We start from the raw sequence: 26,522 nt of genomic DNA, 5'->3' as shown, positions 1-26,522 counted from the left end.
CTTTTCTATATATATTTTTCTAAATTGCATTATATATTTCTTCCTTTGTAATTTGCCTACTCGTAAATACTTTTTTAATCTCGATTGGTGAATTTCCAAATACATAAATTTTATCCGACAATAAAATTGCTTCTTCTATATCGTGAGTTACAAATAATACTGTTCTTTCTTCTATTTCTAATATTTGTTTGAAATTATTCATTATTATTTCTTTATTAATAACATCAATAGATTTAAAAGGCTCATCCATTATAATGATTTTTGATGGGTAAATAAAAGCTCTTGCAATATTCACCCTTTGTCTAAGCCCTCCACTTAACATTTGAGGATAGTAATTTTTATATTCTTTTATTCCTACTAAATCCAGATATTTATCACATAGCTCTTCATACGTTTTTTTATTATAAAGTTTTTTTACTACAAGGCTAATATTCTCACCTACTGTTAACCAGTCAATTAGCCTATCATCTTGAAATATATAACTTACACCATACTTTTCTATTGTTTCAAAATCATCTTTATCATTAGGTATTATTCCGCTAATTATATTTAGTAGTGTACTTTTGCCACATCCTGATTTCCCAATAATACAATTAATTTGATTTTTATAAAAATCTATATTAAAATCTTTAAATACAACTTTTTCATTAAATTTTTTATTTATATTTTTAAATGATATCATTTCTTCTTTATTCATCGTCTCCATACAAAAGCTCTCCTTAGCAATAATTTTTCTGTAAGATTTAATAAGGATGAGATTGTTACAATAATTATTATCCAGGCAAAAATAGCTGTAGTATTAAAGTTCACTTTCTCACTTTGAATCATTGCCCCTATTCCATATAAAGGTTGTCCATAAACTTCTCCTGCTATTACAATTTTAAATCCAAGAGAAATAGTCGATGATAAAATTGATATTAGAGAAAACTTTATTGCCGGCAGGTATATTTTTAATATTTTATCTTTTCTACTAATTTTATATAAGTCAGCCATTTCTAAAATTCCCTTGTCTATATTTTTCATAGATCCTAAAACTGCATCATATAAAACTGGAAATACCATAATGAATACAACAATATATGGAGCACTTTCTTTATTAAACCATATTAATGTTAAAACTATTAAAACCATGTTAGGTATCGAGCTAGCTAAAGATGTTATAGGTGTTAAAAAATTTTTAAATATATTAAAGCTATAAGAAATTATTCCTAAAACAAATGCTACAGCTAATGCCATAACAAAACTTAATATGCACCTTGATATAGTTGAAAATACATCTAAAATAAATCTATCTTCTAGTACAATTTCTTTTATACTTATAAAAACTTGTCCCAATGTAGGTAAGTATATATCATTATTTATTTTAAGAGCTATTATCTCCCATAAAAATAACAAAATAATACACGAAAGAGCTACCTGTATTTTATTTTTATCTTGAAATAATTTCATTTTATTATTTGTGGTAAATTGACTCATCTAGAATTGCTCCCCCTACAGATTTATCGTAAAAGCATAACTCTTCAAAAAGGTTTAAAACCTTATTTTCATAGTACTACAATTGGTAGTATTATTCAATAAGGCTTAAATTAATCATTAATATATACTTTTATTCAACAGATTCATATGCATTTGGACATAAAGCTTCTAGCTTTTTATAAAGTTCGCTATTTGATGTTAATCCCCATTTTGTTTTGTACGGAGCATATTTACATTGAATCATATCCATAGTGATTGTTATTTTCAGATTTTTTCCTTGATAATCCTTTGCATTTGTATCATCGCTTCCACCTAAAAATTTAATTCCTTCAACTAATTCCATTGCTTCTTTTGTTGTTACAGAATTCATATAGTATAAATAACCATCGTCACATTTATACCAATAATCTTTTCCACTAGTAGTAAAATCATTCTTTACAATATCATTAGCATAAATAAATTTAATATTAGATACTGAAAGAGCAGTTTCACTATCCTCATTATACCAACTCGGTTCTATCTTAACTCTAAGTAAACTAGGTGCAGTTGCATTAGGTTTAATATTAATAGTTTTAGAAATTGTGTCACCAGGTACAATTCCATCTGTATTTGCATCTTGTGTATTAACTACAGTTCCCTCTATTTTACCATCTACAGTTAAAGTATTAGCTACTTCTTTATCAATTGCCTTATCTCCTCCAACAAAGTATCCAAATCCAAGTGCTCCAAGTGGTATTAATATACATGCTAATGCTATAGCAATTCTCCTCGTTTTCCTTTTATTTTCCATTTTAATCTCCTCCTATTTAAAAATTATTTTTCTTATGTCATTTCCTTCATAGGTTTCATTTACTTTATTATTAAAATAACTCTCCAAATCAGTATCTTCCATATTCCACTCATACTTATATGCATAATTATTCACTTGAACAGCTTCCATCACAATATCTATCCCTAACTCACCACTTCCTAGCATCCTTTTATCTTCTTCACTTAAATTAATCTCTATACTTTTAACCATAGGATTTTCCGTTCTATTTCCTACTTTTAATGGTTTAGTATAATAAATATAATTATCTTCACTAACAAACCAACTATCCTCACTACCATAATTAATTTTCACAGATGAATTACTTAAAGTTGTCCCATTATCTCCTTCAATTTTGGGATAAACAAAAACAAAGCCTCTCAGATAAACGTCACAACTACCTTCATTTATAAAGTTTAAATATACATCTTCTAAATCATCCTTCTTCTCAATTTTCATTTTTATCTCCAAGGCTTTATCTTCATAAAGAAAAGTTTTCATAGCATAAAAAGCATCTTCTCCATAAACAATAAGAGCGCAAAAAAACACTCCAATAATAACAATTAATAATAATAGTAATTTCTTAATTTTGCATTTTCTCTTATCTTTTCTTTTCTTACTTCTACTCATATTTATCACCTGTTTATAATAATTTCATCAATCTTCCTTTGTGTAAAATAATTATTAGATTTTGCATTTGTATTTATTATTATGGATTTTGTATTATATCCTGGCGCATTTTTTAATACAAAATTTTGGCTCTTAATCGGTTTGTATGAAGATGAATTAATTAATGACAATTCATATGTTTTGTCATAATCCAAATTGCAAATAGTATATGATTTATTACTTTTAACTTTTATATTTGATGAATTGGTTTCTCCATCTAACTTTAAATAAAAATAATCTTCCTTATTTCCATTCACTCTCACAGTCAACCTTCCTTTTAAAGGCTTTACTTGTAATCTACTTGTATTGGTATATTTGTAAAATATGTGATTATTCAGATAATTCAATTGAAAAATGCAATCATAATCAATTTTTTCCTTTAAAGCATTGTACTCTGTCACATTATAAACAAATTTATCGCTACTTATAGTTAGCTTGTCACCTTTATTTAGCTTTGATAATTTAGTAATTGAGCAAGGTGTTTTTTCATCATTCAAATATAAACTAACGCTATTTTTTATGCTAATACCTTTATATTTTGCATCATTCTTATTTATTTGCAATACATCACTAACCTTTGTTCCTCCTTCTTTTATCTCTTTTATTAAATCCATACGAAGGTCTAAATTACTATAATCATAAGCACTACTTTCATTTATAACTTCCACATCAAATAAGACTTTCTCACTGTATGAAAATTTATAATCTAAATCTATATATTCTTTTTCATTGTGTTCATCTAATAAATATGGCTTAATTTTAACTTTAAATTTAGGATTTTCAATTAGAAATAATGATATTTTGCTTGTCCCACCATTGTAATTAAGAACGTCTTGTCCCATTCTGCCAAGTTGTCCTATTAATAATGATATTTTATAGTCGCTAACTCCTGGTTTTATATATTGAGATATATCTCCAATCATTTTATAATAATTATCACTAGTAGTTGGTTTTAGAATATTACAATCAATATGTCTATTACGCGTGTGCTGAGACAAAATATTATCTTCTTCTTTATTACAGTACTTACTATGCTCTGAAGTATTTGTAAGGTTATAATTACCAATAGTTTTATCTATTTTATACTTATAAGATTCTGATGTTGCCCTATAATTAATATCTGTTATTTCACCATTAATAAAAACATTTAATAAGTCGCAAAATGGTAATATTAGATGACAATTTTCCTTACTTTCAATGCCTATGACAGGTTGTACTTTTTTTGATTTTATCAATTCTAATTGTTCCTTATTTAATTTAAATTCTCCCTCTATCATTCTCCACTCTATAGGTGCCTCTCCTGTAAGCTCATATTTTAAAACTTCAACATAACATGGCCACGTTATAATTTTACTTTCTAAGTTTCCATCTTTCCAAATTGGACTTACACTACTTTCAAGCCAGGTTTGTATTGTATTATAATTGAATGAGTAAATAGGTTCAAAAGTTCTTACTCTCGTTCTAAGAACTTTATTTCCTTTAATTCTACTTTCATCTTCAAGCTTAAATGAATTTACAGTGTTTACAGTTCTCATTGATTTGTCTCCTGAAGTATAAAGATTAGTAAATATCTCTAATGGATTTAAAGTATCATCAAAGTTAATATTTCTGATATTTTTAAAATCCTCGCTGTTAAGTTTCTTTTCATCCTCCTTTATTTCATTAATTTCTCTTGTCTTAGTCCAATTACCAATTTCAACTTTATCCACCCCCTGAGGAAGAGCATGAATTTTTTTAATGCAAACTAAGTTAATCATTAACAAACACAGGAGTACTATACTTATCTTTAGTAATTTTCTTATTATTATCACCTCCTCAATTATTGGCGTGCATGGTGCAAATATGTTCCTAGAGGTCTTGACACTTTTTTAGCTAGCACCACACACATATTAATTTATATTTAATAAACTTTATTATTATTACTCATTATTTTTATTTTTAAAAAAATTTATTTTTATTTTTAAAAGAGTGCTATATTTAATGATATTTAATCATTAAATATAGCACTCTTCATATTGTTCTAATAGTATTCAACTTCAACAATTTTACCAAGTTTAACTAAAATATTCTTCATTTCATTTAAAACATAAAGCCTAGCACTTAAATCATCTGGTATATCTGACATCATATTTTCAGGATTTATACATCTTCCTATTATCATTTTTATATGAATACAATCCTCATACAACATTTTAGACAACAACGTGGCTCCATCCTTCTTTTTATGTAAAAAACTGTCATCATTAGTAGTTAATAATCGTCTTAATATTTCACATGATTTTCTTAGTGTTAATACTCCTTCTGTTACCAAATCTATACCTTCTATATATCCTATTGGTGGCACATCTTCATCTATAATATCTGTACTAGATCTATATTTTACATTTAGCTCTCTAGCAACAATATTTGCGGTAGTTCCACCACAAACTATTTTCTTTCCAGCACTTCCCATAATTTCATATACAACTTCTTTATCCTTATTTTTATTGATAGGTGGGCCAGAAAATAAAACTGCATTGCTATCATGGCTAACCTTTATAGTAGCTACAGTCGTATCGTCTCCTGGTTCAAAGTAATATAATTGATTGCAAACTCCTAACAGATTGTTTGTAATAGTTTTTGCATTCATGTTTTCATTAGTAAATTTCAATAAATGCTTTGAAATATCTTTCCATTGCCAAGAATAATTTAAAGTTTTTCTTCCTCCAGCAAATTCTACACCATCGCTAATCAATACTATCCTGTCTCTTTCTGTAAGTTGTATCTTGCATTCTCTTATTTTTTTATCATGAATTACTATCTCATTCCAATCTAATGAAAGTATATCTTTTCCTCTCATAAAAAATAATGTAGGATTATCAAATTCAACAATATAAGCTATCCCATCTTTAGCCACTTTTACCATAGTAAATGTAGAATAAGCTATTTTATTTTGTGAACAAATAGGCAAAGTCTGACTAACAGTATCCACTACATCCTCTATTCTCATTCCTTCCTTTAGCATGGTAAGAGCTATTTTTGATGTAAGAGTTGCTAAAATATTAGCTTTTACACCACTTCCCATTCCATCAGAAAGTACTGCAATGAATTGCTCATCATCAGCATAAAACTCAACCTTATCTCCACACAATTCTTCTCCATATTTTAATAAGCTTCCATAAGCAAAATCTATATAATATTTCATTATCTATGCCCCTCTTCCTCAATAAGTTTTTTCAACTTAGTTAAGGTAACCTTTGTCTCTGCTGTTGTTTCTCCAAGAAGACTTGCTATTTCTTGTGCCACCATCATTTGCTTATTTATAACATCTTGAGCCATGTTTATGGAATTTATTTTCATTGTCTGTAATTCTTTTTCCTTGTTCTCTTCTTTTGTAATATTGTTGGCTATCCATATATAAATTTGATTTTCCTCTAGCCATATAATATTTTGATCTAATACACCATTATAGTCTGGAAGTTCTATCTTATCCCCAATAATATTTTTCCTTGTATCTCTTGCTTGCTGAAATTTATCTTCATCCAAGTACATAATAACAGGTACTCCTCTGGCTTCATCATTACTAACTTGGAAGAAATTCTGTGCTGCTGGATTAAACTCCTCCACACATAAGTCCTTATCTACTATGCCTATTAAATTAGGTGTAGCTGATATAATTACATTTGCCTTATTTTCCGCTTTTTGCCTCATGTATGGAACACACATGCTAGTATCAGCATAACCATTAAACACTGCTTTGGCTTTGTCTCTACATGTTTTATAACCACATGCCTTACAATTTATCTCATCCATTCTTGCGAATTTACCCATAGACTTTAAAATTTCTCTAAGCTCTGTTTCACTAGGTTCTTTTAAAGGGCTAAATTTAGATTGAAATTTTCTATGTAAATCTATTTTTGATAGTATTTCATCATAAGAATTATCTATTTTATCCTTATATAATTTTTCACACTTTTTACTATAAGTCTCTATATTTTTTCTTCTTTCATAAGAACTTGCTCCATCATCTGCAATTCCGGAACCTCTAAGGCAACCACTTTCACAGAAATTCATATCAAATATTACATTACTTACTCTTTTGTTTAGCATTGCTTCTATTGTTTTCTTACAATCATTTGGACCATCCACAGATACTACTTCCTTATTTTTACTAGAGTCAAAAAAGTAATCTGTATTTTCAGATACAAATGGAAAAACCCTGTTATAATGGCTAATTGCATCAAATGAACTTTCTTTAAAATCTTCAAAAGAAATATTTTCTTGTTTTATCCATCTTCTTAGTTCCTCTAGAGTAATTACTGCATCAACACTATTTTCAAATCTTGATTCATCCTTTTTTCCAAGACAAGGTCCTATAAAAACAACTTTTACATTTGCTCCATATTTTTTCTTTATTATTCTTCCATGGCAAGCAAAAGCAGATATAACAGGTATTAAGTTTTCAATTAAATCAGGATAATGTTTTTCTACTAAATTGATTATGGATGGGCAAAGAGTTGTTATGTAATTTTTATTATCATCTTTATTAATATATTTAAAATACTCATCTATTATAGGTTGAGCTGCTACTAATGTTTCTTCTACATAAGAAAATCCCAAATACTTCAATACTCCAGGTATTTTATGACTATTATCCCCAAAAATAGCAGCAAAACTTGGTGCAATAGAAGCTATTACTGTTTCTTTATTTTTTATATAATGTTTTACAATTGGTACCTCTGAAGTACTTAATCTATTTTTTTGTGGACACGCCAAATAGCATGCATCACAAACTATACATCTCTCTTCCCTAATTCTCGCTTGTTCATTTTTTATTTCTATAGCATTAACTGGACATACTCTTACACAGGCATAGCAATTTTTACAATTTTTCTTACTAAATTTATCAAACCACATAAATTTTCCCCCTTGATTAATATTAGCCTAAAATCATACTAAAATTATAGCAAACATAAATACACTTTTTCATAATATCTAACAAAAAAGAACTTAGTACTTTATTTAGTACTAAGTTCTTACTTATATTAGTCTCTTTTATTGTAATAATTCAAAGTATCCTGATGGATGGAAGAAATATATTGATCCACTATCTTTGTCTACTAAGTAAGCTAAATCAGTTTCTATATTTGGTAAAAATACATATCCTCTTATGCCTTTTTCTTGCATTGCTTTAAAAGTATTTTCATCACCTTGGTATGTATATGTAAAGTCAGCTTTTTCTACATCTTTTATGTATTTATTTAAGATTGCTTCAGCTTGTGATTTTGTCATCCCTGTTTTAACTTCTTCTTTATCTTTATCATCTTTTACAACTGTGTTGTCAGCTGGTTTAGTAATTTCTTCTTTTTTAGTTTCCTCTTTTTTATTATTTACCTTTATTTCTTTTTTCACTGGTTTTTTATTTTTTACAACTGTAGTTTCAACTTTTACAGGTTTTTTAGTTTCTTCATTTTGTGCTATTTTGTTTTTATTGTCTTTTATAGCTTCTGTTTTTTCAGTTTTTGTAGTTTGTTCAACTTTTACTGGTTTTACATTTACTTGTTCATCATTTTGTGCTATTGCATTTGCGATTGGAGTTATTAATAATGCTCCGCTTAATAATAAAGTTATTGCTATAATTCCTTTTTTCATTTTTCAACACATCCTTCTAATTTATTTTAATATCTTTAAGATTTCGTCTTTTTTTTTCTTTTATTTATACTATTATAATATCATTACCCCTTGAAAAATTACAGTTACATACTTGTTACTTTGAATTACAAAATAGTAACATAGGTAATTACAGAAATGTTACCAAATTTCAATAATATGTAAAATAAGTTTTATTTATCCATATTAAATAAAATCCCCTAGACTATTCTAAGGGATTTTTTGTTATAACTCTTCATCTTTTACAATTCCAAAAGCTATATTATACATAATTTTTTCTTTTATTTTACCAGTGTATAAAATTTCATTATTTTTTTCATTTATAACGTAAATATAATAGTCAATATCCGGATATCCATTTCCACCATCTACATAATCATCATCTTTATAATCACACATTATAAGGTATGTTTTATCATTATAGCATCTCATTTCTAAAATATACCTACTATAATCATCTTTGGTCTTTGCATCTATTTCATTTGTGCTTATTATTTTTTTACTATCCAAATTAACTACTAAAGTTTTAGCTCTTTTACTTATTGGATCTACCTCACAAGAAAGCAATACCTGGTTGTCATCAATAGAATAATTAGTTATATTTTGATTTCCAACTCCTAAATTAATAATATTTATTTCTTTAGTAATAATATTAAAAGCAAATAAACACGTATTTATCTCTTTACTTGATTCACCTTTTATATGGGTAACAAAATATGCAACATTATCTTTTACAAATCCTACGTCACCATTTATATACATTTCATTAGGATCATATGACTTAGTTAAAATACACTTAGATTGTTGTGATGATAAATTTAATTTAAATAAGCTTAAATAAGTTTGTTTGTACACATCTTGTTCATTATCTTGTGGTTTATTTTTATCTTGTTCACTATCATCATAAACTGATGAAATAATCGCCAAATAAATATTATCATTATCTCGCATTGGTAAAGCTTTATAAATACTGTTTCCATTTACATTAATAGTATCATCTATTTTTATTTCATAATTTTTAATCTTTGAATTTTTTTTATCTTTTATATCAATATATACTGTCATTTCATCGCCATTATAAGGTGAATAAGTATTCAAAAGAGACACATTAGTAACTTCATCATCGGTCTCACAAATATCACTTTTATAATTGGAGATTTTCAATAGTTCTCTATTATCTATATTTTCCTTTGATATGGTGAAACTTGTAATACCTTGTTTTACGTTTTTTTCAATTTTTTCATTGTCTTTAGATATGATAATATTATCTGCTTCATACATCCCTTTTCTTTTTTGATAAACAATATTCATATCACCAAGAGCACTTCTATCTCCAGATACATCTTCTATATCTATCTTATCTTTTGTAATAAAACTTAAGGAGAAAATAATTAATATCATGGTTAATGATACAGTAATTAAAAATATCTTTGAAATTCTTTTATCCATAATATCCCCCTAAACATGTATTCTTTTATTTAATAATCTATAAGAAATAATAAGGGACAATCCCCCTATAATTGTGTAGTATAAAATATGATTTTTTAACAATTCATCTGTAAATATCATAGAAGTAGTTGAAATAAACATATATACAAATCCAACAATTGCAATATAACATAAGCCCCAAAATCCACCTAGTTTGTCAAAAGATTTATGAATCAATACTCCCGTAAACAAAACTATAACAGCTAAAATAGGCCCTATTACATAGTACATAAATATTTCTAATGGGTATATAGGCAGTCCCATAATTAAAAAGCTCATTGAGTTGTTATAATTTATAATATGAATAATTTCGCTAATATCAATACCTGTAAAGCTTTTAATTATGAATATTTCTAGGATCCACAATATATGTTGTGTTACTAATACACCGTATATAAACGACACTACTGTTATTAATTTTGATATGAATATATTAAACTTATTATAAGGTAAAGTAAACAAAGTATAAACTACCTTTGTTTTATTTGAAAAATCTTTATACCATATTAATAATGTGTAATATAAACACCATATTATCGCTAAAATCATAAAAAATAAAGATAAAATATATAATGAATATATTAATCCACCATTTTTTATAATTATATATGCCTCTTCCGATTTTAGTAAACCTATTCCACCTCTTATGTTCAAAATTTCTTGAACTTGTTTAGCTACTGAATGTAAGTTATAAACAAACCAGATAAGATTACTTATTGTAAGTAATCCTAAGATAGAGAAATAAATCTTCTTAATTCTTTTAAACTCTATATCATAGAGTGTTAAAATCCTACTCACCCCTATATACCTCCCTCATCTTATCTATAATAGACTTATTTTCATTTTTTCGAACTTCTTCAACATTAAAATTAAATGCCACTTTTCCTTCATGAAGTATTACTACTTCTTCAACTATTTCTTCAATTTCCAGAATTTCATGAGTTGTTATTATGATACTTTGCTCTGGAGAGATATATTCTACCATTACCTTAATAAATTCTTCTCTTTTAAAAATATCTATACCAGAAAAAGGTTCATCTAGTAAAATATATTTTGCATTTTGTGCAAAACCAAGAATAATTTTAATTCTAGCTCTATTTCCCTTGGATAAAGCACTTATCATTTTATCATCAGTAAGATTGAACATTTTTAACATTTTTGTTGCCTTTTCTTCATCCCAATTTTCATAGAACTCTTTCATAAATGCGAATGTATCTTTTATTGTAAGGTGCGGAAAATAAGTATCCATATCTGGTACAAATGCTATTTTATTATATAACTTAGGGTTCATTTTTTCGCCATCTATAAGAATTTTTCCTCTGTCTGGCCTAATTACACCAGCTATAGATTTTAATATAGTTGATTTTCCTACTCCATTTATCCCAAATATTCCTATTACTTTTCCTTCTTTAATCTGAAAAGACACATCATCTAATGCGTGTACCTTTCCAAATTTTTTGCTTAAATTTATAATATCTATCATTTATAAAACGCCCCCTAAAATACTTACTTAATGAGATCTAACTTACTAATTTTATTATTTTGAATATGCATTAATGTAATCTATAGGACGGTATGCCTGTCCGTTTTTATAAAGTAAAGCAGACTCTATCTTTATTCCTCCTATAGGATAAGGGTTCCTGTTGGCTGAGTTGATTATTTTTCCTCTTCCAATATACATAACTACATGGCCTGGTGTAAAAATAAGATCCCCTAGTTGAATATTTTCCATTTGAACTTTATAATCTTTTAATACTTCTTTTTGTTCAGTTGTAGAATAACCAATATTTACATTAGTTATACTTTTATAAGTCCAATAAGTAAGACCCGAACAATCAAATCCTTGTTTTCCTATATAATCTTTTTTTTCTAAAGGATAATAACTTTCACCATAATAACCTATAAGCTCCTCTAGTTTTTCATTCGTTATTATTTCTCCCTTGCCACCCCAAGTGTATTCCTGTCCTTCTCTTTCTTTTGCTAAAGAAATAACCTCATTTATTATTTTTAAATCATCTTTACTCATATTTTTAGTTTCTTGTTCATATTTCTCATTTATTTTTTGTACATACTTTTCTTTTAAAAAGCTATACCCCCATATCGCTACAAATACAACTAATATAAATATTAAAAATTTCTTTAAAAATTTTTCGATTGTTATTAGCTCCCTTCACGTTTACGCCAGTTAAATACACAACTTCCTTATTTTATTATCACACTAAAACTTTCATATTTCAACTTACAAATTCGTCATATAGAAATGCCCCTGCCCTATATATTAGACGTATAAATAGTATAAAAAGTTTCATTGAATTTTAATTATTTATTATTTAATTTCACATAAATTCTAACTAATGATTTTGAAAAATAATTATTTTAACTTAAATGTACTTATAATCATATAATCCGACTACTTTTAATAAAATTTAATATTAACTTTGTTGTTATTTCATATTTTTATTAATACAATTCTAATATACATTGATATCCGTTAGTATATAAAAAGTGGCTTAAATTTAGCCACTTTCTCTAATTATTTATTTGGAACTACTATTTCTCCACTTATTATTTTTTCTATTTTTCCATTAACATAGTCTATTACATCTTTTGGAACATTTTTATCTGTTGATGGTGCAAGTCCTATACCTTCTTCTTTTAAACCAAATACTAAAGTTTTCCCACCATCAAACTTACCATCTTTTAAATTTTTAACTACTGTATAAACACCCTCATTTACTCTTTTCATTGCTGATGTAAGTATATTGTTTGGTGCTATATTATTTTGATCCCTATCAACACCTATAGCATATTTACCTGCTTCTTTCGCACATTCAAGCACTCCCAAACCACTATCACCTGCACATGCAAATAATATATCTGCTTCATTATTGTACATTTGATTAGCTATTGATTTACCTTTTGCTTGGTCAGCAAATGAATTAACATATTGTACTAAAACTCTTGCATTTGGATTAGCTTCTTTTACTCCTGCTTCATATCCTGCTTGAAATTTTTTAATAACTACATTATCCATTCCACCAACAAATCCTACTTTATTAGTTTTTGTCATTTTTCCTGCAACTAAGCCTGCCACATATCCTGATTGCTCTTCATTAAATGATACACAAGTCACATTGTCAGGTGTTTCATCTCCATAATCCACGTCAACTATAGCAAACTTTTGATCAGGATAATTTTTAGCTGCTTTTAATAATGCTTTTTGCATTGGAAATCCTGTTGCAAGAATTAAATCATTATGATTATCCACAGCTTGTTCTAAATTTGTTACATAGTCTGCCTCTTGCTTTGATTCTATACAGCTTGCTTTGATTCCTAAATCTTTTTCTGCTTTTTGAAGCCCTTCCCAAGCACTTTGGTTGAAGCTTCCGTCAGTTACCCCACCAACACTAGTAACCATTGCTACTTTTAATTCTTCTGTCTTAGCTCCATCATCTTTATTACCTTTACATCCTGCTAAAGAAGATGCAGTAATTATAAGTACGGTCATTAAACATACAATTTTTTTCAATGTCATTTTATCCTCCTATGTAATATAATATTTTTTATTAGCTTAACTATAATATGAAAAAATTATTACTATATATTATGGTATATAACATATTTTTTGATTTTTTTGAGGATATAAACATTATAATGCTAAATAACCCAAGTAAATTAAGTTATTATATTAATAAATTTCAAATTAATGAAATTTTCACTAAAAATATAGAAAAGTATATGGAGCTTCATTATTTCAAAAAATATTATAAAAAAAGAAAAAGAACTTTAGATATAGTCACTTTTAAATACTTTTGATGTAAATCTGTATAATTAAAAGAGCATGTTGATTTTTCAACATGCTCTTTTAGATTAATATAAAGCTATTTTTTCCTTTTTTCTTTGCTTCATACAATAAATTATCCGCCTCTTTATAATTTTCTATATATGTTTTATTAATATCAACAGGCACAATACCTACGCTTATTGTTAATGGTGGGTTACAATTTAAATTGTTTAATGTTTCAAAAATATCATCAAACATAGACTTTAAGTCATTTCTTTTTAATCTAATAAGGCCAGCAAACTCATCTCCACCAGTTCTATAAAATCGGCCCTTACTAGTATTTTCAAGTATTCTACCTAATTTTGATAAATAATCATCTCCTTTTAAGTGACCATAGTTATTGTTCAACTCTTTCAAATTATCTATATCAATAAGCGCTAAGTAAAAACTACTTCCATCATATTTCAATATTTCATCTATATCATTTATAAATTTTCTTTTATTATATAATCCAGTTAAAACATCAGTTTCAGCCCTTTTATTTGCCATTATCTCTTCTGTTATATCCGTACCTATACATAAAATTCCACCATCAATACATTCCTTTGATATATTTAAATATCTTTCTTTATAGTATATAACGTGATTAGAGCTTCCTTTTTTAAGTGTCTTTATATCACCTATTTTTAGTTTTCTATATAATAATTCCTCAATACTATTTTCTCTTAATAAATCATTGTCATCTTTATTTAATATTTGTTCTTTGTCGCAATTAAATAATTCTGCACAACCTTGATTAGCATATTTATATTTCAGATTACTATCTTTAAAAAACATTATATCCTTTGACTTATCCATCATTCTCGATAAAAAGTTGATTTCTTCGTAAAGATTGCATAAATCAGTAAACTCTAAAATTATATAATCGCCTTCATGTGAAATTTTCAAAGATATATTAATATATTTACCATCGGAATTAAACTTAAGGTTATCTATAATTTGTTTAATATTTGTTTCTTTTAATTGTTTCATTGCATTGTTTAAAATACATTCACTACACCTAGATGTTTGTTGACAGTAACAATTTTCAACAATAGTATTATTACATTTCACATAATTTCCTAATAGTTGATTTTCGTCTGATGAAAAAAATTTTCTTACCTTTTTATTAGCGTATAATACTACTAAATCCTTGTCTAATACTATTATCCCATTCGATTGCTCATCTATTAATTTAGATAAAATAACATCATCCATTTTTGTCCCCTTTTTATCATTGTTTATTTATGATTTACACTATATAGCTTATCTATATTATACTTATTTTTTACAAAACTATGAAAGCTACAATTTATTATATAATAAAAATCCTATAATACAACATCTGTATCATAGGATTTTTTAATTTATTAATCACTTAATTCGCTTACAAGTCTAAGTAAGTCTAGGAATATATTGATAAAATCAAGATATAAATTTAAAACATGGATTGATAAGTCGTCTCTATCATTTATTCCACCATATTCTATTTCTGATTTTAATAAACTTACATCATATAATATATATCCAGAAAAAATTACAATTCCCACTATACTTATTATTATATTAAATACACTTCCCCCAATAAATATATTTACTATAGACATTACTAATAGTGCTATTAATAAAATAAATAATGTAGGCCCAAATCTAAGGAATCTTCCACTTTCACTTCTATTAGCTATAAATGCAAGTCCTCCAAATATAACAGTTGTAGCTAATAATACGTTTATTACCATTCCTGTTCCCATACTTCCCACATAATAGCTTATAATCGGTGACATTAATATTCCATCAATAAATGTAAATAAGTAAACAAAATTCATGGAAAATCTTTTTGGAATTATGCTTTTTCTAGAGAATAAAGCCATAAGTATTAATGCTACCATTAATACTGCTATTATTGTATTTGCCATATAAATAAAACTCTCTGGTAAAAACAGTAGTCCAAATAAATATCCTATAAACATAAATACTATCGATATTGATAAGTATTTAAAAACTTGTGACATTGGATTGTACATACTTTTTAACATAATATTCTCCTTTCAACCTTCATAGTTAGTAATCAAATATTATACATTTATTTTAATACTTTGTCTATATACTTAAGCTTATAAATAAATTTATTGATATATTTACACTATATTTTGTCTTTACATTAAAATTTTTATAATATATCATATATATATTATACATTTTTTTAAAATCATTATATAGAAAGGACTAATCAAGAAATGGAATTTAATTTAAACATTTATGAGACCATGGCTTTAGTTTCCATTGTATTTTATATTGGTAAATATTTAAGAAATAAATTTTCTATACTATCAAAATATTGTATCCCTCCATCAGTAGTAGGTGGGTTTATATTTGCAATATTTATTCTTATATTAAAAACTACGAGCATAGCAACTATAAACTTAGATACGACCTTACAAGAAATTTTTATGACAGCATTTTTCACTAGTATAGGATTTACTGCTAGTTTTAAAATATTAAAACTAGGTGGTATGAAAGTTGTTACTTTCCTAGGACTTGCAATTTTACTTGTTGTATTACAAAATACAGTTGGTGTTACATTGGCATCACTATTTAATTTACAACCACTACTTGGACTTTGTACAGCATCTATACCCATGATAGGAGGTCATGGTACTGCAGGATCTTTTGGGCCTTTATTAGAAAGTATGGGTGTCTCTGGTGCTACAACAGTATCTATTGCCTCAGCTACATTTGGCTTAATAATGGGAAGTATTATCGGTGGATTAGTTGCTAGAAATCTGATACACAATCATAAAATAAAAACGGTTCATGATGAGAACTCTAAAGTTCCACCAGATGAAGTTGGCGATTTTAATGAAGAAAACCAAAATATTTTATGTTTAAAAAAATTAATGACTGGTGCATCTTTCTTATTCGTTGCTATGGGGTTTGGATCAATAATATCTGATTTAATTCAAAACTCGGGATTAACATTTCCATCATATATAGGAGCAATGCTTGCAGCTGCCATAATAAGAAATTTATATGATTTTCTTGGAAAAGAAATTGTAGAAAAAGAAATCGAAACTTTAGGATCACTTAGTTTATCATTCTTTTTAACAATGGCATTAATGGGATTAAAACTTTGGCAATTATTTGATTTAGCTTTACCTCTTATGATTATGTTATTTGCTCAAGTTATACTAGTAGGATGCTTTGCTTATTTTATTACTTATAGAATTATGGGTAAAAACTACGAAGCTGTGGTCTTTGCATCTGCAACTTGTGGATTTGGAATGGGTGCCACTCCAAATGCTATTGCAAATATGGACGAGCTAACTAACAGATATGGATTTGTTCATACGCCATATTTTGTAGTTCCTATTATTGGTTGTTTATTTATTGACTTTGTAAATTCAGCCATAATAACACTATTTATAAACTTTATATGCTAAAAATTAAACCTTGATGTATTTCTATATAAATATATCAAGGTTTTTATAACTTAACTGTTAAATTTGCTTTTCTTTTACGCATAGCTTCTAAAATAATTATTTTGTTGATTTTTAATTTATATAATACATTGTTTTGTCAAATGTAGAGTGTATAAATTCATCAATAGCATCTCCTACTCTAATTTCTTCACTATATTCAATTAAATCTTCCCCTTTACATTTTGTTTTATCTTTCAATATCATATTATCGACATCAAAATAATAAATAATTAAAACTTTATCTTCATCTGTTAATATAATTCATAAAAACTTACATTTAGAATTATATATTTCAAATACATCTTCCAATAATAAAAAAAGAACTATATTACAGTGTTTTTGTAAAATAGTTCTTTATATAAATTAGATGCTATCTCTTAGTTCTCTTTTTATCTTTTGAGTTATTGTTTCTATTATCTCTTGAATTACTTTTACTATTTCTTCCACCTTTAGAGTTTCTATCATTAGATTTATTCTTCTTATTTTTGTCAAATTGTCTATTTAATGCGCCTCTAGCTTCTTTAGGTTTGATTAAACATCTTGGCCCAAATCCTATTAAATCTTCTCTACCAGCTTCAACTAAAGCCCTATGAACTAAGTCATAGTTTCTAGGTGCAGAATATTGAAGTAAAGCTCTTTGCATTGCTTTTTCAGTTTTAGATTTTGGTACATAAACTTCTTTCATAGTTCTTGGATCTAATCCTGTGTAGAACATTGTTGTTGATAGCGTTCCTGGTGTTGGATAGAAATCTTGAACTTGTTCTGGTTGATATTTAATATCTCTTAAATATTCCGCTAGCTCTATGGCACTATTTAATGTAGAACCTGGATGCGAAGACATTAAATATGGTATTAAGTATTGTTTTAATCCAATTTGTTCATTCATTGCAAAGAATTTTTGTCTAAACCTATCGTAAGTTTCTCCTGCTGGTTTTTGCATATAATAAAGCACTTCTTCCGCAACGTGCTCTGGAGCCACTTTTAATTGTCCACTTACATGATGTTTTATTAATTCTCTCATAAATGTATTATCTTTGTCAGCCATTACATAATCATATCTAATACCTGAACGCACAAATGCTTTTTTTACACCCGGTACTTGTCTAACTTTTCTAAGAAGACTTATATAGTCATTGTGGTCTACGTTTAAATTTTTACATGGTGATGGGTCAAGACATTGTCTATGTTTGCATCCACCTTTTCCTTCTGTTATTTGTTTTTTACAAGCTTCTTGTCTAAAGTTTGCAGTAGGTCCACCTACGTCATGTATATATCCTTTGAAGTCTGGTAAATGTGTAATTTCCTTAGCTTCTTCTAGTATAGATTCATGACTTCTACTTTGCACAGCTCTACCTTGATGGAAAGTTATGGCACAGAATGAACAACTTCCAAAACATCCTCTAGAACTTACTATTGAAAATTTAACTTCATTTAAAGCTGGTATTCCACCTTTTGCTTCATATGATGGATGATAGTTTTTAGTATATGGAAGTGCATATACTTCGTCTAATTCTTCTCTGGTTAAAGGTGGTTCTGGTTTATTTTGAACCATAAATTTATTTCCATGAGGTTGAACTATGGCCTTTCCTCTAAATGGATCCTGCTCTGCTTCTTGTATTTTGAAAGCCTGTGCAAATTTAACTTTGTCTTTTTTTATTTCTTCGAATGATGGTGTTAATACATAATCTACGTATACTTCATCTAAACTATCTGCCATATAACAAGTTCCATCTATAAAGCTTATATATTTAGGATCAAATCCATCATTTATAGCATCTGCTACTTTAACTATTTGTCTTTCACTCATTCCGTATACTAATAAGTCCGCCCCACTATCTACTAATATGGATTTTCTTACTTGATCACTCCAGTAATCATAGTGAGCAAATCTTCTTAGTGATGCTTCTATTCCTCCTATTACAAGTGGAATATCTCCGTATGCTTCTCTTATTCTATTACAATAAACTATTGTAGCTCTATCTGGTCTATGACCCATTTCTCCACCTGGTGAATAAAGATCTTTGTCCCTTTGTCTTTTGCTAACAGAATAATGGTTTACCATAGGATCCATGTTTCCTCCATTAACAAGGAAACCTAGTCTTGGTTTTCCAAGCTTCCTAAAGTCTTCTGTTGTCTTCCAGTTAGGTTGAGCAATTATTCCTACTTTATATCCAGCATGCTCTAACACCCTTGATATAATGGCTGTCCCAAAACTGTGATGGTCAACATAAGCGTCTCCTGTAACAAGTACGAAGTCACACTCATCCCATCCTCTTTCAATCATATCTTCTTTACATATTGGTAAAAATTTATTTTCCATTTTATCACCTGCTCAATCTATATTTAAAATTCACTTCGTTCATTTCTCTCAAAATTTTTATTTACTTATCTTTAATTATTAACTCTGATTAACTATTATATCACAAACATAGTAATATTTTTAAAGTAATTAAGTTTTATAGCATAATTAGTTACAATTATTTATGTTAAATTTGCATATTTTTGTTAACTTACTTTAACATCAAGTAACGCATTCTTAACACTATTAAATAGTATTTACAGATTATAATTTACTAAAGAAATATTTATATATTATTCTTTTTATATAATTTTTTATTTTATAAGGAGGGAATTTTATGGAAAACATAGTCAATAGTATTAACTCTATAGTTTGGAGTGTAGCACTTGTATGGACTTGTCTTGGTGTTGGTATTTATTTTAGCATTAGAACTAGATTCTCGCAGATTAGAAATATTAAAGAAATGGTTGCTTTGTTATTTGGAGGTAAAAAATCAGAACAAGGTATATCTTCATTTCAAGGATTTTGTACAGCTCTTGCTGGTCGTATAGGAACTGGTAATATTGCCGGCGTTGCCACAGCTATAGCTTGGGGTGGACCTGGAGCATTATTTTGGATGTGGCTTGCAGCATTCCTTGGTGCAGGATCAGCTTTTGCTGAATCAACTTTAGGTCAATTATACAAAGAAGAGCATGAGGGTGAATATCGTGGAGGTCCTGCTTACTATATAGAAAAGGGATTTGGAAGCACTACATTTTCTAAAATCTATGGGATAACGTTTGCAGTAGTTACACTTATAGCTATCGGTATATTACTTCCTGGTGTTCAAGCTAACTCAATTGCAGTATCTGTAAACAATGCTTTTGGTCTTAATGTTAATATTACAGCTGTTATATTAGTTGTATTTCTTGCTCTTATAATCTTTGGTGGAATAAAAAGAATAGGTTCTGCTGCAGAATTTATAGTTCCTTTTATGGGCGGCGCATATATCTTTATGGCACTTATCATTATCGCAGTTAATATAGCTGATTTACCTGGAATAATAGTGTTAATATTCAAGTCAGCATTTGGTGCAGAAGCAACTTTTGGTGGTATAATCGGTTCTACAATAGCTTGGGGTGTAAAACGTAGCGTTTACTCAAACGAAGCTGGTCAAGGTACTGGACCACAAGCATCTTCAGCAGCTGAAGTATCTCACCCTGCAAAACAAGGTTTCGTTCAAGCTTTTTCTGTTTACGTTGATACATTATTTGTTTGTTCTGCAACTGGATTTATGATTATGATGACTGGCTGCTACAACACTTATTATGAAGCTTCAGGCAAAGTAATAGTTGAAAATATGCCTCAATTAGGTATTCCAGAAATAGGTCCAGCTTATACTCAAAATGCTGTAGATACTTTAATTCCTGGGTTTGGTTCTGCCTTCGTTGCCATAGCATTATTCTTCTTTGCATTTACTACTTTAATGGCTTACTATTATATAGCAGAAGTTAATTTAACTTATTTAGTTAAAAAAGTTAAAAAAGGCCAAGGTAGTAAAGTTGCAATTAATGTATTAAGATTTGTATTATTAGCTATGACTGCATTTGGATGTGTGAAGAGTGCAGGCCTTGCATGGGCAATGGGTGATATAGGTGTAGGACTTATGGCATGGCTAAACTTAGTTGCTATAGTTCTTTTATCTAATACAGTTATTAAGTGTTTCAAAGATTATGAAAGACAAATGAAACTCGGAATTCCTAGAGATGATATAACCTTTGACCCTACACCTCTTGGAATAAAAGGTGCTACATTCTGGGAAGAAAGAGTTGCAAGCGGAGATAATACTCCTCAATATTAATTTGTAATCAACCCACAATTGATGATAAAATAAAACCCTAAAAAATGTACTAGAAAAAGAGCTAAGGCGGCTTAGCTCTTTTTCGCGTAGAAAATTATATTTAAGGTTGTTTAAATGAACAGGGTAAATTTACTACACATTTACCACAAACCTGACTTCCTCCTCTCGGTTTACCTTTTTCCGCGTCTTTATTTCCATATAGATTTTCGTACTTATTAAAACTTTTCATACAAGTTTCATAGCATTTAAATCTATCATAATTATTTTCATTTAATGCTCCACTAAAGCAACGCTTTACACATACTAAACAGCTTTTGTTTCTTTTATACAAACATTTTTCTTCTTCTAATGGCTTATCTGGACTTACTGGTAAGTTTGTAACGATAGTAAAATATCTTCCACAGCATCCTTCTTTAGTTATCAACATATTATTAATGCCAAAAGTTCCAAGGCCCGCTATCTTTGCCATATGTCTATGAGACCATTTGCTTTTTAATATATCTGTTTTAAAATCACTAGCTACTTTACATATCGCTGCATTATATCCCATTTTTTCTATTATTTTAATAAGATAATCATTTAATTTAATAAACATTTTATTAGTTTCTTGATAAGTTAATATCCATTTCTCTGATGCTAACTCCCCATCAATATTAGACTGAGCTATATCTTTAGTAAAAGGAACAAAGTAAGCAATAATAATAGTTGGATCTTCTAATATATCTCTAGGCATTAAATGTTCTTCAAAAGTACACTCTCTTATGCGAAAAATATCTTTATGATTAGCATCGGCAAAGCCAACTAAAGGCTCTCTCCAAGTTGTACTTATATCATCTCTCTTCTCATATTCTCTCACATAGTTTACTATATATTTCTTAATTAAATCCTTCATAGAACTCCCCTTTTCCTATTAAAATTACTTGCATACTGTTAACTATACATCTAAAAAAGCACCTTATTCAAAGATGCTCTAATGTCTAATTACTATTTCTTTTTGCTATTTTTATTTTGTTCTTCATCTCTCGCTCTTTTTTGCGCCCAAATATTAGTTACTATTAAAAATAATAAAACAAGACTTCCCACTCTTATTATAGTTTGAACCATATTATCCCCCCAATTATATTACTCTTTTACAGTTTTATATCCTACTTAAATTATACACCAATTCATCTCAATTATCATTTATTTTACGTTGCTATAAGATGCTTGCAACTGTTATAATTCACTTATTAGTATATTTTGATAATTGGAAATAAAATTATGGGAGGGAAAATATTATGAAAAAAAACTATCATTTTTATGCACTTATAACAATAATATTTTGGGCAATGGCATTTGTTTTTACTAGGCTAGCCCTTCAATACTTTGATGTATATACTTTAAGTTTTCTAAGATATTTATCAGCATCATTAACTTTAGTTGTAATTATTTATTTTATGAAAATTAATAAGCCTAAGAAGGAAGATTTCCTTACCTATATACTTTCTGGCTGTATTGGATTTTTTATCTATGTAATTCTATTTACAAAAGGTACAGGACTTGTAACTTCCGCCACTGCTAGTATTGTAATCGCCATGGTACCTGTATTTACAGCCTTTTTAGCATCATTCTTTTATAAGGAAAAACTGAAAATGTATCAATGGTGTGCCATAGGAATTGAATTTATAGGAATCTTAGTATTAACCTTAATGAACGGTACCTTATCTATTAATGAAGGTGTCTTTTGGTTATTACTAGCTGCACTTTGTCTAGCTACTTATAATTTACTACAAAGGAAATTAACAAAGAAATATACAGCTTTAGAAGCTAGTACTTATAGTATTTTTATTGGAACTTTATTTTTATGCTTTTTCTTACCTTCATCTATAGAACCTACTTTGCGTGCTCCAATTGAACATATAATATATGTTTTAATTCTTGGAATATTTTCTTCTGCTCTTGCATATATTGCCTGGGCAAAAGCTATTTCCATAGCAGAAAAAACTACTTATGTAAGCAATTATATGTTTGTCACACCATTTTTGACTACAATTTTAGGATTTATAATGATGGGTGAAGTTCCTGATAAAGCTACACTTTTAGGTGGCATCATTATTTTAACTGGATTATTTATGTTTAATAAAGAAAGTTTCTTAGAACCATTTAGAAGTAAAAAAGTTTCATCAGTAGAGTTTGCTACTTCCACTGATGAAAGTGATTTAATAGAATAGATATTCTAAAGGCCTTCTATAAAAATATTAACATATTTTATAGGAGGCTTTTTTATACAATATTTTTTAAATTAAGTGCTTGTTTATATTCATAATCTGTTAAACTTTCTGTATATTTAAATATCAGTTAGCGGATAAGGATGGCTATGGTGAACATTCGTGTATATTAGATTGTCATCTTTATCATAAGAATATTTAATAGTAACTATTATCTTATCACCTATGGATACATTCTTACATAATTCTTTATTTTCCATATAATAACTTTCTCCATTATATGATGCCTTAACTGTGCTAGTCTCTTCATAATTCATTATATTTATCATAGGCACATAGCTTACCACACCTTTATGAGAAACAAAACACTCAACAGTCATTATATAAGTTCCAAATGATATCCATTTAGTATCCTTAAATAACTTCATTTTTTTATTTAAATTTAATTCTTCTACACTATCTATACTTTCTTTTAGTGATGATTTGTCATTCATATATATCCCCCCATGAAATTTTATCTAGCATCCAGCTATTAATTATTCTTCCATCATTTTCTTTAAAATAACAATTATAACACTCAAAATAATTACTATACTTATTAATACGGTTAATACTACTACTAACCAAGTAGGAACCTTTTTATAAAAACTGTTATAAGCAACTAAACATGCTGCGCCAAAAAACCAGCCAAAAGCATTAAGTATCTTTAATCTTAAACTTGCTAATTTCTTTACTCTTTCTTTTTTTACATCTATTTTCTTTGTATATATAGAGCGTAGTTCAACAGACGCTTCTTCATCGTTTCCCCCATCAAATTGTTCAATTGCTTTATTTTGTGCTTCATTTTCTGAATAACCTTGATTAAGATACTCTTTGACAGAAGTTATCAAATGCTCTTTTATCTCTTCCTTTATTTCTTTTGCATCTTTACTATCATCATTTTTATACAATCTATCTAAATATCCCTCTATGATTTTCATAATTTATTTCCCCTTATTTAAAAATTTATTCATAACTTCTTGTATAAAATTCCACTCTTCAACTTTTAGATCCAAGTCTTCCTTTCCATCTTCTGTTATATTGTAATACTTTCTTCTGCCTCCTGAATCTTGATTGTCACCCCAATAAGACTTTATCAATCCTTTAGATTCTAACCTTTTTAATGAAACATACATGGTACTTTCTTTCAATTCAAATGTGGTCTCATCCTTGACTATTTTGGCAATTTCATATCCATAAGAATCTTCTTGGTTTAGTATTGATAAAATTAAAGTGTCAATATGACCTTTTAGTAATTCTTTATTTAAATTCACAAACTCATTAACCTCCCTATATATACTACCTTATTATATGAAGTACTTTGTAATTTAATGGTAGCTTGACTTTTTGATTTTAGCAACTAAAATTTTATTCTATTATTAAATATTTTTTATCTTCTAAATCATTTTAAAATGTATATAATATGACTTTCTATAACAAAAAAGCCAGAAGTAACTATACTTCTGGCTTTTTTTATTAAATTTTATATTAATTTAATTCATGTAAGAAAAGTCCACACCTTACCTTTGGTTCAAACCAAGTAGATTTAGCTGGCATAATTTTATTCTCATCTGCAACTAAAATTAATTCATCTATATTAGTTGGATACATTAAAAAACCAACTTTCATATCATCGTCTACTCTTCTTTCTATTTCTTTTGCTCCTCTTATTCCACCAATAAAATCTATTCTTTCATCAGTTCTAGGATTTTTGATACCTAAAATTTTATCTAATATATGATTTTGTAAAATAGAAATATCTAAAGTTTCAACTACATCTCTATCTTGTAAATATTCTTTACCAAATTCTATTTCATACCATTTATTATTTAAATACATTCCAACTTTTCCCTTACACGTTGGCTTATAGTTTTTTTTTGCTTCCTTAATAATAAATTTTTCTTTTATTTTATTTAAAAATTCATCTTCAGTAAAACCATTTAAATCTTTTATAACCCTATTATAATCCATTAGTTTTAAATCAGTATGTGGAGCTATCATTGCTGTATAGTAATTAAATTCTTCTTCTCCAGTATAATTTGGATTTTTTCTTCTTTCTTCTAAAGCTATATTTTCTGCTGCTGCACACCTATGATGACCATCAGCTATATAAAGATTTTCTACCTTAGCAAATTCATTTACTAGATCATTAATATCTCTTTCCTTTTCTACTTTCCAGATAGTATGAATAACATCATCATCTGTTTTAAAATCATATATTGGTGTCATAAAATAAACATAATAATCTATTATTTTTTCTATTTCTTCCTGGTTTTTATAAGTTAAAAGTACAGTTCCTGTATTTGCATTACAGTATTTTATATGATTAGTTCTATCTAATTCTTTGTCCGGCTTGGTATATTCATGTTTTTTTACTATTCCATTTATATTGTCATCAATTGCCACGCAAGCTACTATACCAGTTTGTGCTCTATCATTTACTATTTCTCTATAAATGTAAATTGCATCTTGATTATCTCTTACAAATACATTTTTCTTCATAAACGTATCTAAATTTTCTTTAGCTTTTATATATACTTGTTCATCGCTCTCATTTATATTATCATCTAAGTCTATTTCTGCTCTATCTATGTGTAAATAAGAATACTTATTATCCTTTGCTATTTTCTTTGCTTCTTCTCTATTCATCACGTCATAAGGTAGTTCTGCCACCATATTTACATATTCATTTGCAGGTCTTACCGCTTTAAAAGGTTTTATATTTGCCATTGTTATTCCTCCCCC

25 protein-coding genes are annotated in these 26,522 nt (G+C 27.8%); 3 read left to right on the top strand and 22 right to left on the bottom strand.

What is annotated here, in order from left to right; all coding sequences use genetic code 11:
* Positions 1-19 precede the first annotated feature (19 nt).
* The 15 genes from TEGL_RS04025 to TEGL_RS03955 all read right to left on the bottom strand — a co-directional run bounded on the left by TEGL_RS04025 (position 20) and on the right by TEGL_RS03955 (position 15,949).
* A complete protein-coding gene (locus TEGL_RS04025; RefSeq protein ID WP_018592807.1) occupies positions 20-706 on the bottom strand; it encodes an ABC transporter ATP-binding protein in 687 nt (228 codons plus the stop codon).
* Positions 694-1,476: an ABC transporter permease gene (locus TEGL_RS04020; RefSeq protein ID WP_018592806.1), complete on the bottom strand. Its 783-nt coding sequence runs from the start codon at positions 1,474-1,476 to the stop codon at positions 694-696. Before TEGL_RS04020 ends, TEGL_RS04025 begins: the two co-directional genes overlap by 13 nt.
* Before the next feature lie 130 nt (positions 1,477-1,606).
* Positions 1,607-2,266 carry a hypothetical protein gene (locus TEGL_RS04015; RefSeq protein WP_018592805.1) on the bottom strand — a complete coding sequence of 220 codons (660 nt, stop codon included), beginning with the start codon at positions 2,264-2,266 and terminating at the stop codon, positions 1,607-1,609.
* A 12-nt stretch (positions 2,267-2,278) separates the two neighbouring features.
* Positions 2,279-2,914: a hypothetical protein gene (locus TEGL_RS04010; RefSeq protein WP_018592804.1), complete on the bottom strand. Its 636-nt coding sequence runs from the start codon at positions 2,912-2,914 to the stop codon at positions 2,279-2,281.
* Positions 2,915-2,919: 5 nt separating this feature from the next.
* Positions 2,920-4,716: a hypothetical protein gene (locus tag TEGL_RS04005; RefSeq protein WP_338460405.1), complete on the bottom strand. Its 1,797-nt coding sequence runs from the start codon at positions 4,714-4,716 to the stop codon at positions 2,920-2,922.
* Between the two features lie 257 nt (positions 4,717-4,973).
* Positions 4,974-6,137, bottom strand: coding sequence for a SpoIIE family protein phosphatase (locus TEGL_RS04000; protein WP_018592802.1), 1,164 nt, complete (start codon positions 6,135-6,137; stop codon positions 4,974-4,976).
* Positions 6,137-7,849 (bottom strand): [Fe-Fe] hydrogenase large subunit C-terminal domain-containing protein, encoded by a 1,713-nt coding sequence (locus TEGL_RS03995; protein ID WP_018592801.1) that lies wholly within the window; start codon positions 7,847-7,849, stop codon positions 6,137-6,139. The genes TEGL_RS04000 and TEGL_RS03995 overlap by 1 nt, the downstream gene beginning before the upstream one ends.
* 138 nt (positions 7,850-7,987) lie before the next feature.
* Entirely contained in the window at positions 7,988-8,584 is a 597-nt protein-coding gene (locus TEGL_RS03990; RefSeq protein WP_018592800.1) for a hypothetical protein, read from the bottom strand.
* A 243-nt stretch (positions 8,585-8,827) separates the two neighbouring features.
* Entirely contained in the window at positions 8,828-10,051 is a 1,224-nt protein-coding gene (locus TEGL_RS03985; protein ID WP_018592799.1) for a hypothetical protein, read from the bottom strand.
* Positions 10,052-10,060: 9 nt separating this feature from the next.
* Positions 10,061-10,888, bottom strand: coding sequence for a hypothetical protein (locus TEGL_RS03980; protein ID WP_018592798.1), 828 nt, complete (start codon positions 10,886-10,888; stop codon positions 10,061-10,063).
* Positions 10,881-11,573, bottom strand: coding sequence for an ABC transporter ATP-binding protein (locus tag TEGL_RS03975; protein ID WP_018592797.1), 693 nt, complete (start codon positions 11,571-11,573; stop codon positions 10,881-10,883). The genes TEGL_RS03980 and TEGL_RS03975 overlap by 8 nt, the downstream gene beginning before the upstream one ends.
* A gap of 54 nt (positions 11,574-11,627) precedes the next feature.
* A complete protein-coding gene (locus TEGL_RS03970; protein ID WP_018592796.1) occupies positions 11,628-12,116 on the bottom strand; it encodes a C40 family peptidase in 489 nt (162 codons plus the stop codon).
* Between the two features lie 507 nt (positions 12,117-12,623).
* The gene (locus tag TEGL_RS03965) at positions 12,624-13,625 is read right to left on the bottom strand and encodes a BMP family lipoprotein (RefSeq protein ID WP_018592795.1); all 1,002 of its coding nucleotides are present in this window, start codon (positions 13,623-13,625) and stop codon (positions 12,624-12,626) included.
* Positions 13,626-13,955: 330 nt separating this feature from the next.
* A complete protein-coding gene (locus TEGL_RS03960) occupies positions 13,956-15,131 on the bottom strand; it encodes a sensor domain-containing diguanylate cyclase (RefSeq protein ID WP_018592793.1) in 1,176 nt (391 codons plus the stop codon).
* Positions 15,132-15,283: 152 nt separating this feature from the next.
* Positions 15,284-15,949, bottom strand: coding sequence for a Bax inhibitor-1/YccA family protein (locus TEGL_RS03955; RefSeq protein ID WP_018592792.1), 666 nt, complete (start codon positions 15,947-15,949; stop codon positions 15,284-15,286).
* A gap of 201 nt (positions 15,950-16,150) precedes the next feature.
* Here TEGL_RS03955 and gltS point away from each other — a divergent pair, with 201 nt between their 5' ends.
* Positions 16,151-17,353 (top strand): sodium/glutamate symporter, encoded by a 1,203-nt coding sequence (gltS, locus tag TEGL_RS03950; protein WP_018592791.1) that lies wholly within the window; start codon positions 16,151-16,153, stop codon positions 17,351-17,353.
* A gap of 111 nt (positions 17,354-17,464) precedes the next feature.
* Here the strand turns inward: gltS and TEGL_RS03945 are convergent, their stop codons facing one another.
* Positions 17,465-17,596 carry a hypothetical protein gene (locus tag TEGL_RS03945; protein ID WP_018592790.1) on the bottom strand — a complete coding sequence of 44 codons (132 nt, stop codon included), beginning with the start codon at positions 17,594-17,596 and terminating at the stop codon, positions 17,465-17,467.
* A gap of 166 nt (positions 17,597-17,762) precedes the next feature.
* Positions 17,763-19,712: a YgiQ family radical SAM protein gene (locus TEGL_RS03940; RefSeq protein ID WP_018592789.1), complete on the bottom strand. Its 1,950-nt coding sequence runs from the start codon at positions 19,710-19,712 to the stop codon at positions 17,763-17,765.
* Positions 19,713-20,028: 316 nt separating this feature from the next.
* On the opposite strand from TEGL_RS03940, the gene TEGL_RS03935 reads away from it, so the two are divergent.
* The gene (locus TEGL_RS03935) at positions 20,029-21,531 is read left to right on the top strand and encodes an alanine/glycine:cation symporter family protein (RefSeq protein WP_018592788.1); all 1,503 of its coding nucleotides are present in this window, start codon (positions 20,029-20,031) and stop codon (positions 21,529-21,531) included.
* Between the two features lie 100 nt (positions 21,532-21,631).
* On the opposite strand, the gene TEGL_RS03930 is transcribed toward TEGL_RS03935, so the two are convergent.
* Positions 21,632-22,423, bottom strand: coding sequence for an epoxyqueuosine reductase (locus tag TEGL_RS03930; RefSeq protein WP_018592787.1), 792 nt, complete (start codon positions 22,421-22,423; stop codon positions 21,632-21,634).
* A gap of 385 nt (positions 22,424-22,808) precedes the next feature.
* On the opposite strand from TEGL_RS03930, the gene TEGL_RS03925 reads away from it, so the two are divergent.
* Positions 22,809-23,741, top strand: a complete 933-nt coding sequence (locus tag TEGL_RS03925) for a DMT family transporter (protein ID WP_018592785.1) — start codon at positions 22,809-22,811, stop codon at positions 23,739-23,741.
* 116 nt (positions 23,742-23,857) lie between these two features.
* Here the strand turns inward: TEGL_RS03925 and TEGL_RS03920 are convergent, their stop codons facing one another.
* From TEGL_RS03920 to TEGL_RS03905, 4 genes are all read right to left on the bottom strand, one after another.
* Positions 23,858-24,232, bottom strand: a complete 375-nt coding sequence (locus TEGL_RS03920) for a hypothetical protein (RefSeq protein ID WP_018592784.1) — start codon at positions 24,230-24,232, stop codon at positions 23,858-23,860.
* 42 nt (positions 24,233-24,274) lie between these two features.
* Complete coding sequence (locus TEGL_RS03915) at positions 24,275-24,718, bottom strand: permease prefix domain 1-containing protein (protein WP_018592783.1); 444 nt, start codon at positions 24,716-24,718, stop codon at positions 24,275-24,277.
* Between the two features lie 3 nt (positions 24,719-24,721).
* The gene (locus tag TEGL_RS03910; protein ID WP_018592782.1) at positions 24,722-25,051 is read right to left on the bottom strand and encodes a PadR family transcriptional regulator; all 330 of its coding nucleotides are present in this window, start codon (positions 25,049-25,051) and stop codon (positions 24,722-24,724) included.
* Positions 25,052-25,265: 214 nt separating this feature from the next.
* On the bottom strand, positions 25,266-26,507 hold the full coding sequence (locus tag TEGL_RS03905) for a DUF1015 domain-containing protein (protein ID WP_018592781.1): 1,242 nt from the start codon (positions 26,505-26,507) through the stop codon (positions 25,266-25,268).
* Positions 26,508-26,522 lie beyond the last annotated feature (15 nt).

The organism is Terrisporobacter glycolicus ATCC 14880 = DSM 1288 (assembly GCF_036812735.1).
In the GTDB taxonomy this organism is placed as follows: domain Bacteria; phylum Bacillota; class Clostridia; order Peptostreptococcales; family Peptostreptococcaceae; genus Terrisporobacter; species Terrisporobacter glycolicus.
Note: the sequence above shows the minus strand (reverse complement) of the source record. Positions and strands in the feature narration are given on the sequence as shown.

Coding starts and splice junctions, on each gene's coding strand:
- TEGL_RS04025 (WP_018592807.1), bottom strand. CDS start 706: ATGGAGACGATGAATAAAGAAGAAATGATATCATTTAAAAATATAAAT.
- TEGL_RS04020 (WP_018592806.1), bottom strand. CDS start 1,476: ATGAGTCAATTTACCACAAATAATAAAATGAAATTATTTCAAGATAAA.
- TEGL_RS04015 (WP_018592805.1), bottom strand. CDS start 2,266: ATGGAAAATAAAAGGAAAACGAGGAGAATTGCTATAGCATTAGCATGT.
- TEGL_RS04010 (WP_018592804.1), bottom strand. CDS start 2,914: ATGAGTAGAAGTAAGAAAAGAAAAGATAAGAGAAAATGCAAAATTAAG.
- TEGL_RS04000 (WP_018592802.1), bottom strand. CDS start 6,137: ATGAAATATTATATAGATTTTGCTTATGGAAGCTTATTAAAATATGGA.
- TEGL_RS03995 (WP_018592801.1), bottom strand. CDS start 7,849: ATGTGGTTTGATAAATTTAGTAAGAAAAATTGTAAAAATTGCTATGCC.
- TEGL_RS03990 (WP_018592800.1), bottom strand. CDS start 8,584: ATGAAAAAAGGAATTATAGCAATAACTTTATTATTAAGCGGAGCATTA.
- TEGL_RS03985 (WP_018592799.1), bottom strand. CDS start 10,051: ATGGATAAAAGAATTTCAAAGATATTTTTAATTACTGTATCATTAACC.
- TEGL_RS03975 (WP_018592797.1), bottom strand. CDS start 11,573: ATGATAGATATTATAAATTTAAGCAAAAAATTTGGAAAGGTACACGCA.
- TEGL_RS03970 (WP_018592796.1), bottom strand. CDS start 12,116: ATGAGTAAAGATGATTTAAAAATAATAAATGAGGTTATTTCTTTAGCA.
- TEGL_RS03965 (WP_018592795.1), bottom strand. CDS start 13,625: ATGACATTGAAAAAAATTGTATGTTTAATGACCGTACTTATAATTACT.
- TEGL_RS03960 (WP_018592793.1), bottom strand. CDS start 15,131: ATGGATGATGTTATTTTATCTAAATTAATAGATGAGCAATCGAATGGG.
- TEGL_RS03955 (WP_018592792.1), bottom strand. CDS start 15,949: ATGTTAAAAAGTATGTACAATCCAATGTCACAAGTTTTTAAATACTTA.
- gltS (WP_018592791.1), top strand. CDS start 16,151: ATGGAATTTAATTTAAACATTTATGAGACCATGGCTTTAGTTTCCATT.
- TEGL_RS03945 (WP_018592790.1), bottom strand. CDS start 17,596: ATGATATTGAAAGATAAAACAAAATGTAAAGGGGAAGATTTAATTGAA.
- TEGL_RS03940 (WP_018592789.1), bottom strand. CDS start 19,712: ATGGAAAATAAATTTTTACCAATATGTAAAGAAGATATGATTGAAAGA.
- TEGL_RS03935 (WP_018592788.1), top strand. CDS start 20,029: ATGGAAAACATAGTCAATAGTATTAACTCTATAGTTTGGAGTGTAGCA.
- TEGL_RS03930 (WP_018592787.1), bottom strand. CDS start 22,423: ATGAAGGATTTAATTAAGAAATATATAGTAAACTATGTGAGAGAATAT.
- TEGL_RS03925 (WP_018592785.1), top strand. CDS start 22,809: ATGAAAAAAAACTATCATTTTTATGCACTTATAACAATAATATTTTGG.
- TEGL_RS03920 (WP_018592784.1), bottom strand. CDS start 24,232: ATGAATGACAAATCATCACTAAAAGAAAGTATAGATAGTGTAGAAGAA.
- TEGL_RS03915 (WP_018592783.1), bottom strand. CDS start 24,718: ATGAAAATCATAGAGGGATATTTAGATAGATTGTATAAAAATGATGAT.
- TEGL_RS03905 (WP_018592781.1), bottom strand. CDS start 26,507: ATGGCAAATATAAAACCTTTTAAAGCGGTAAGACCTGCAAATGAATAT.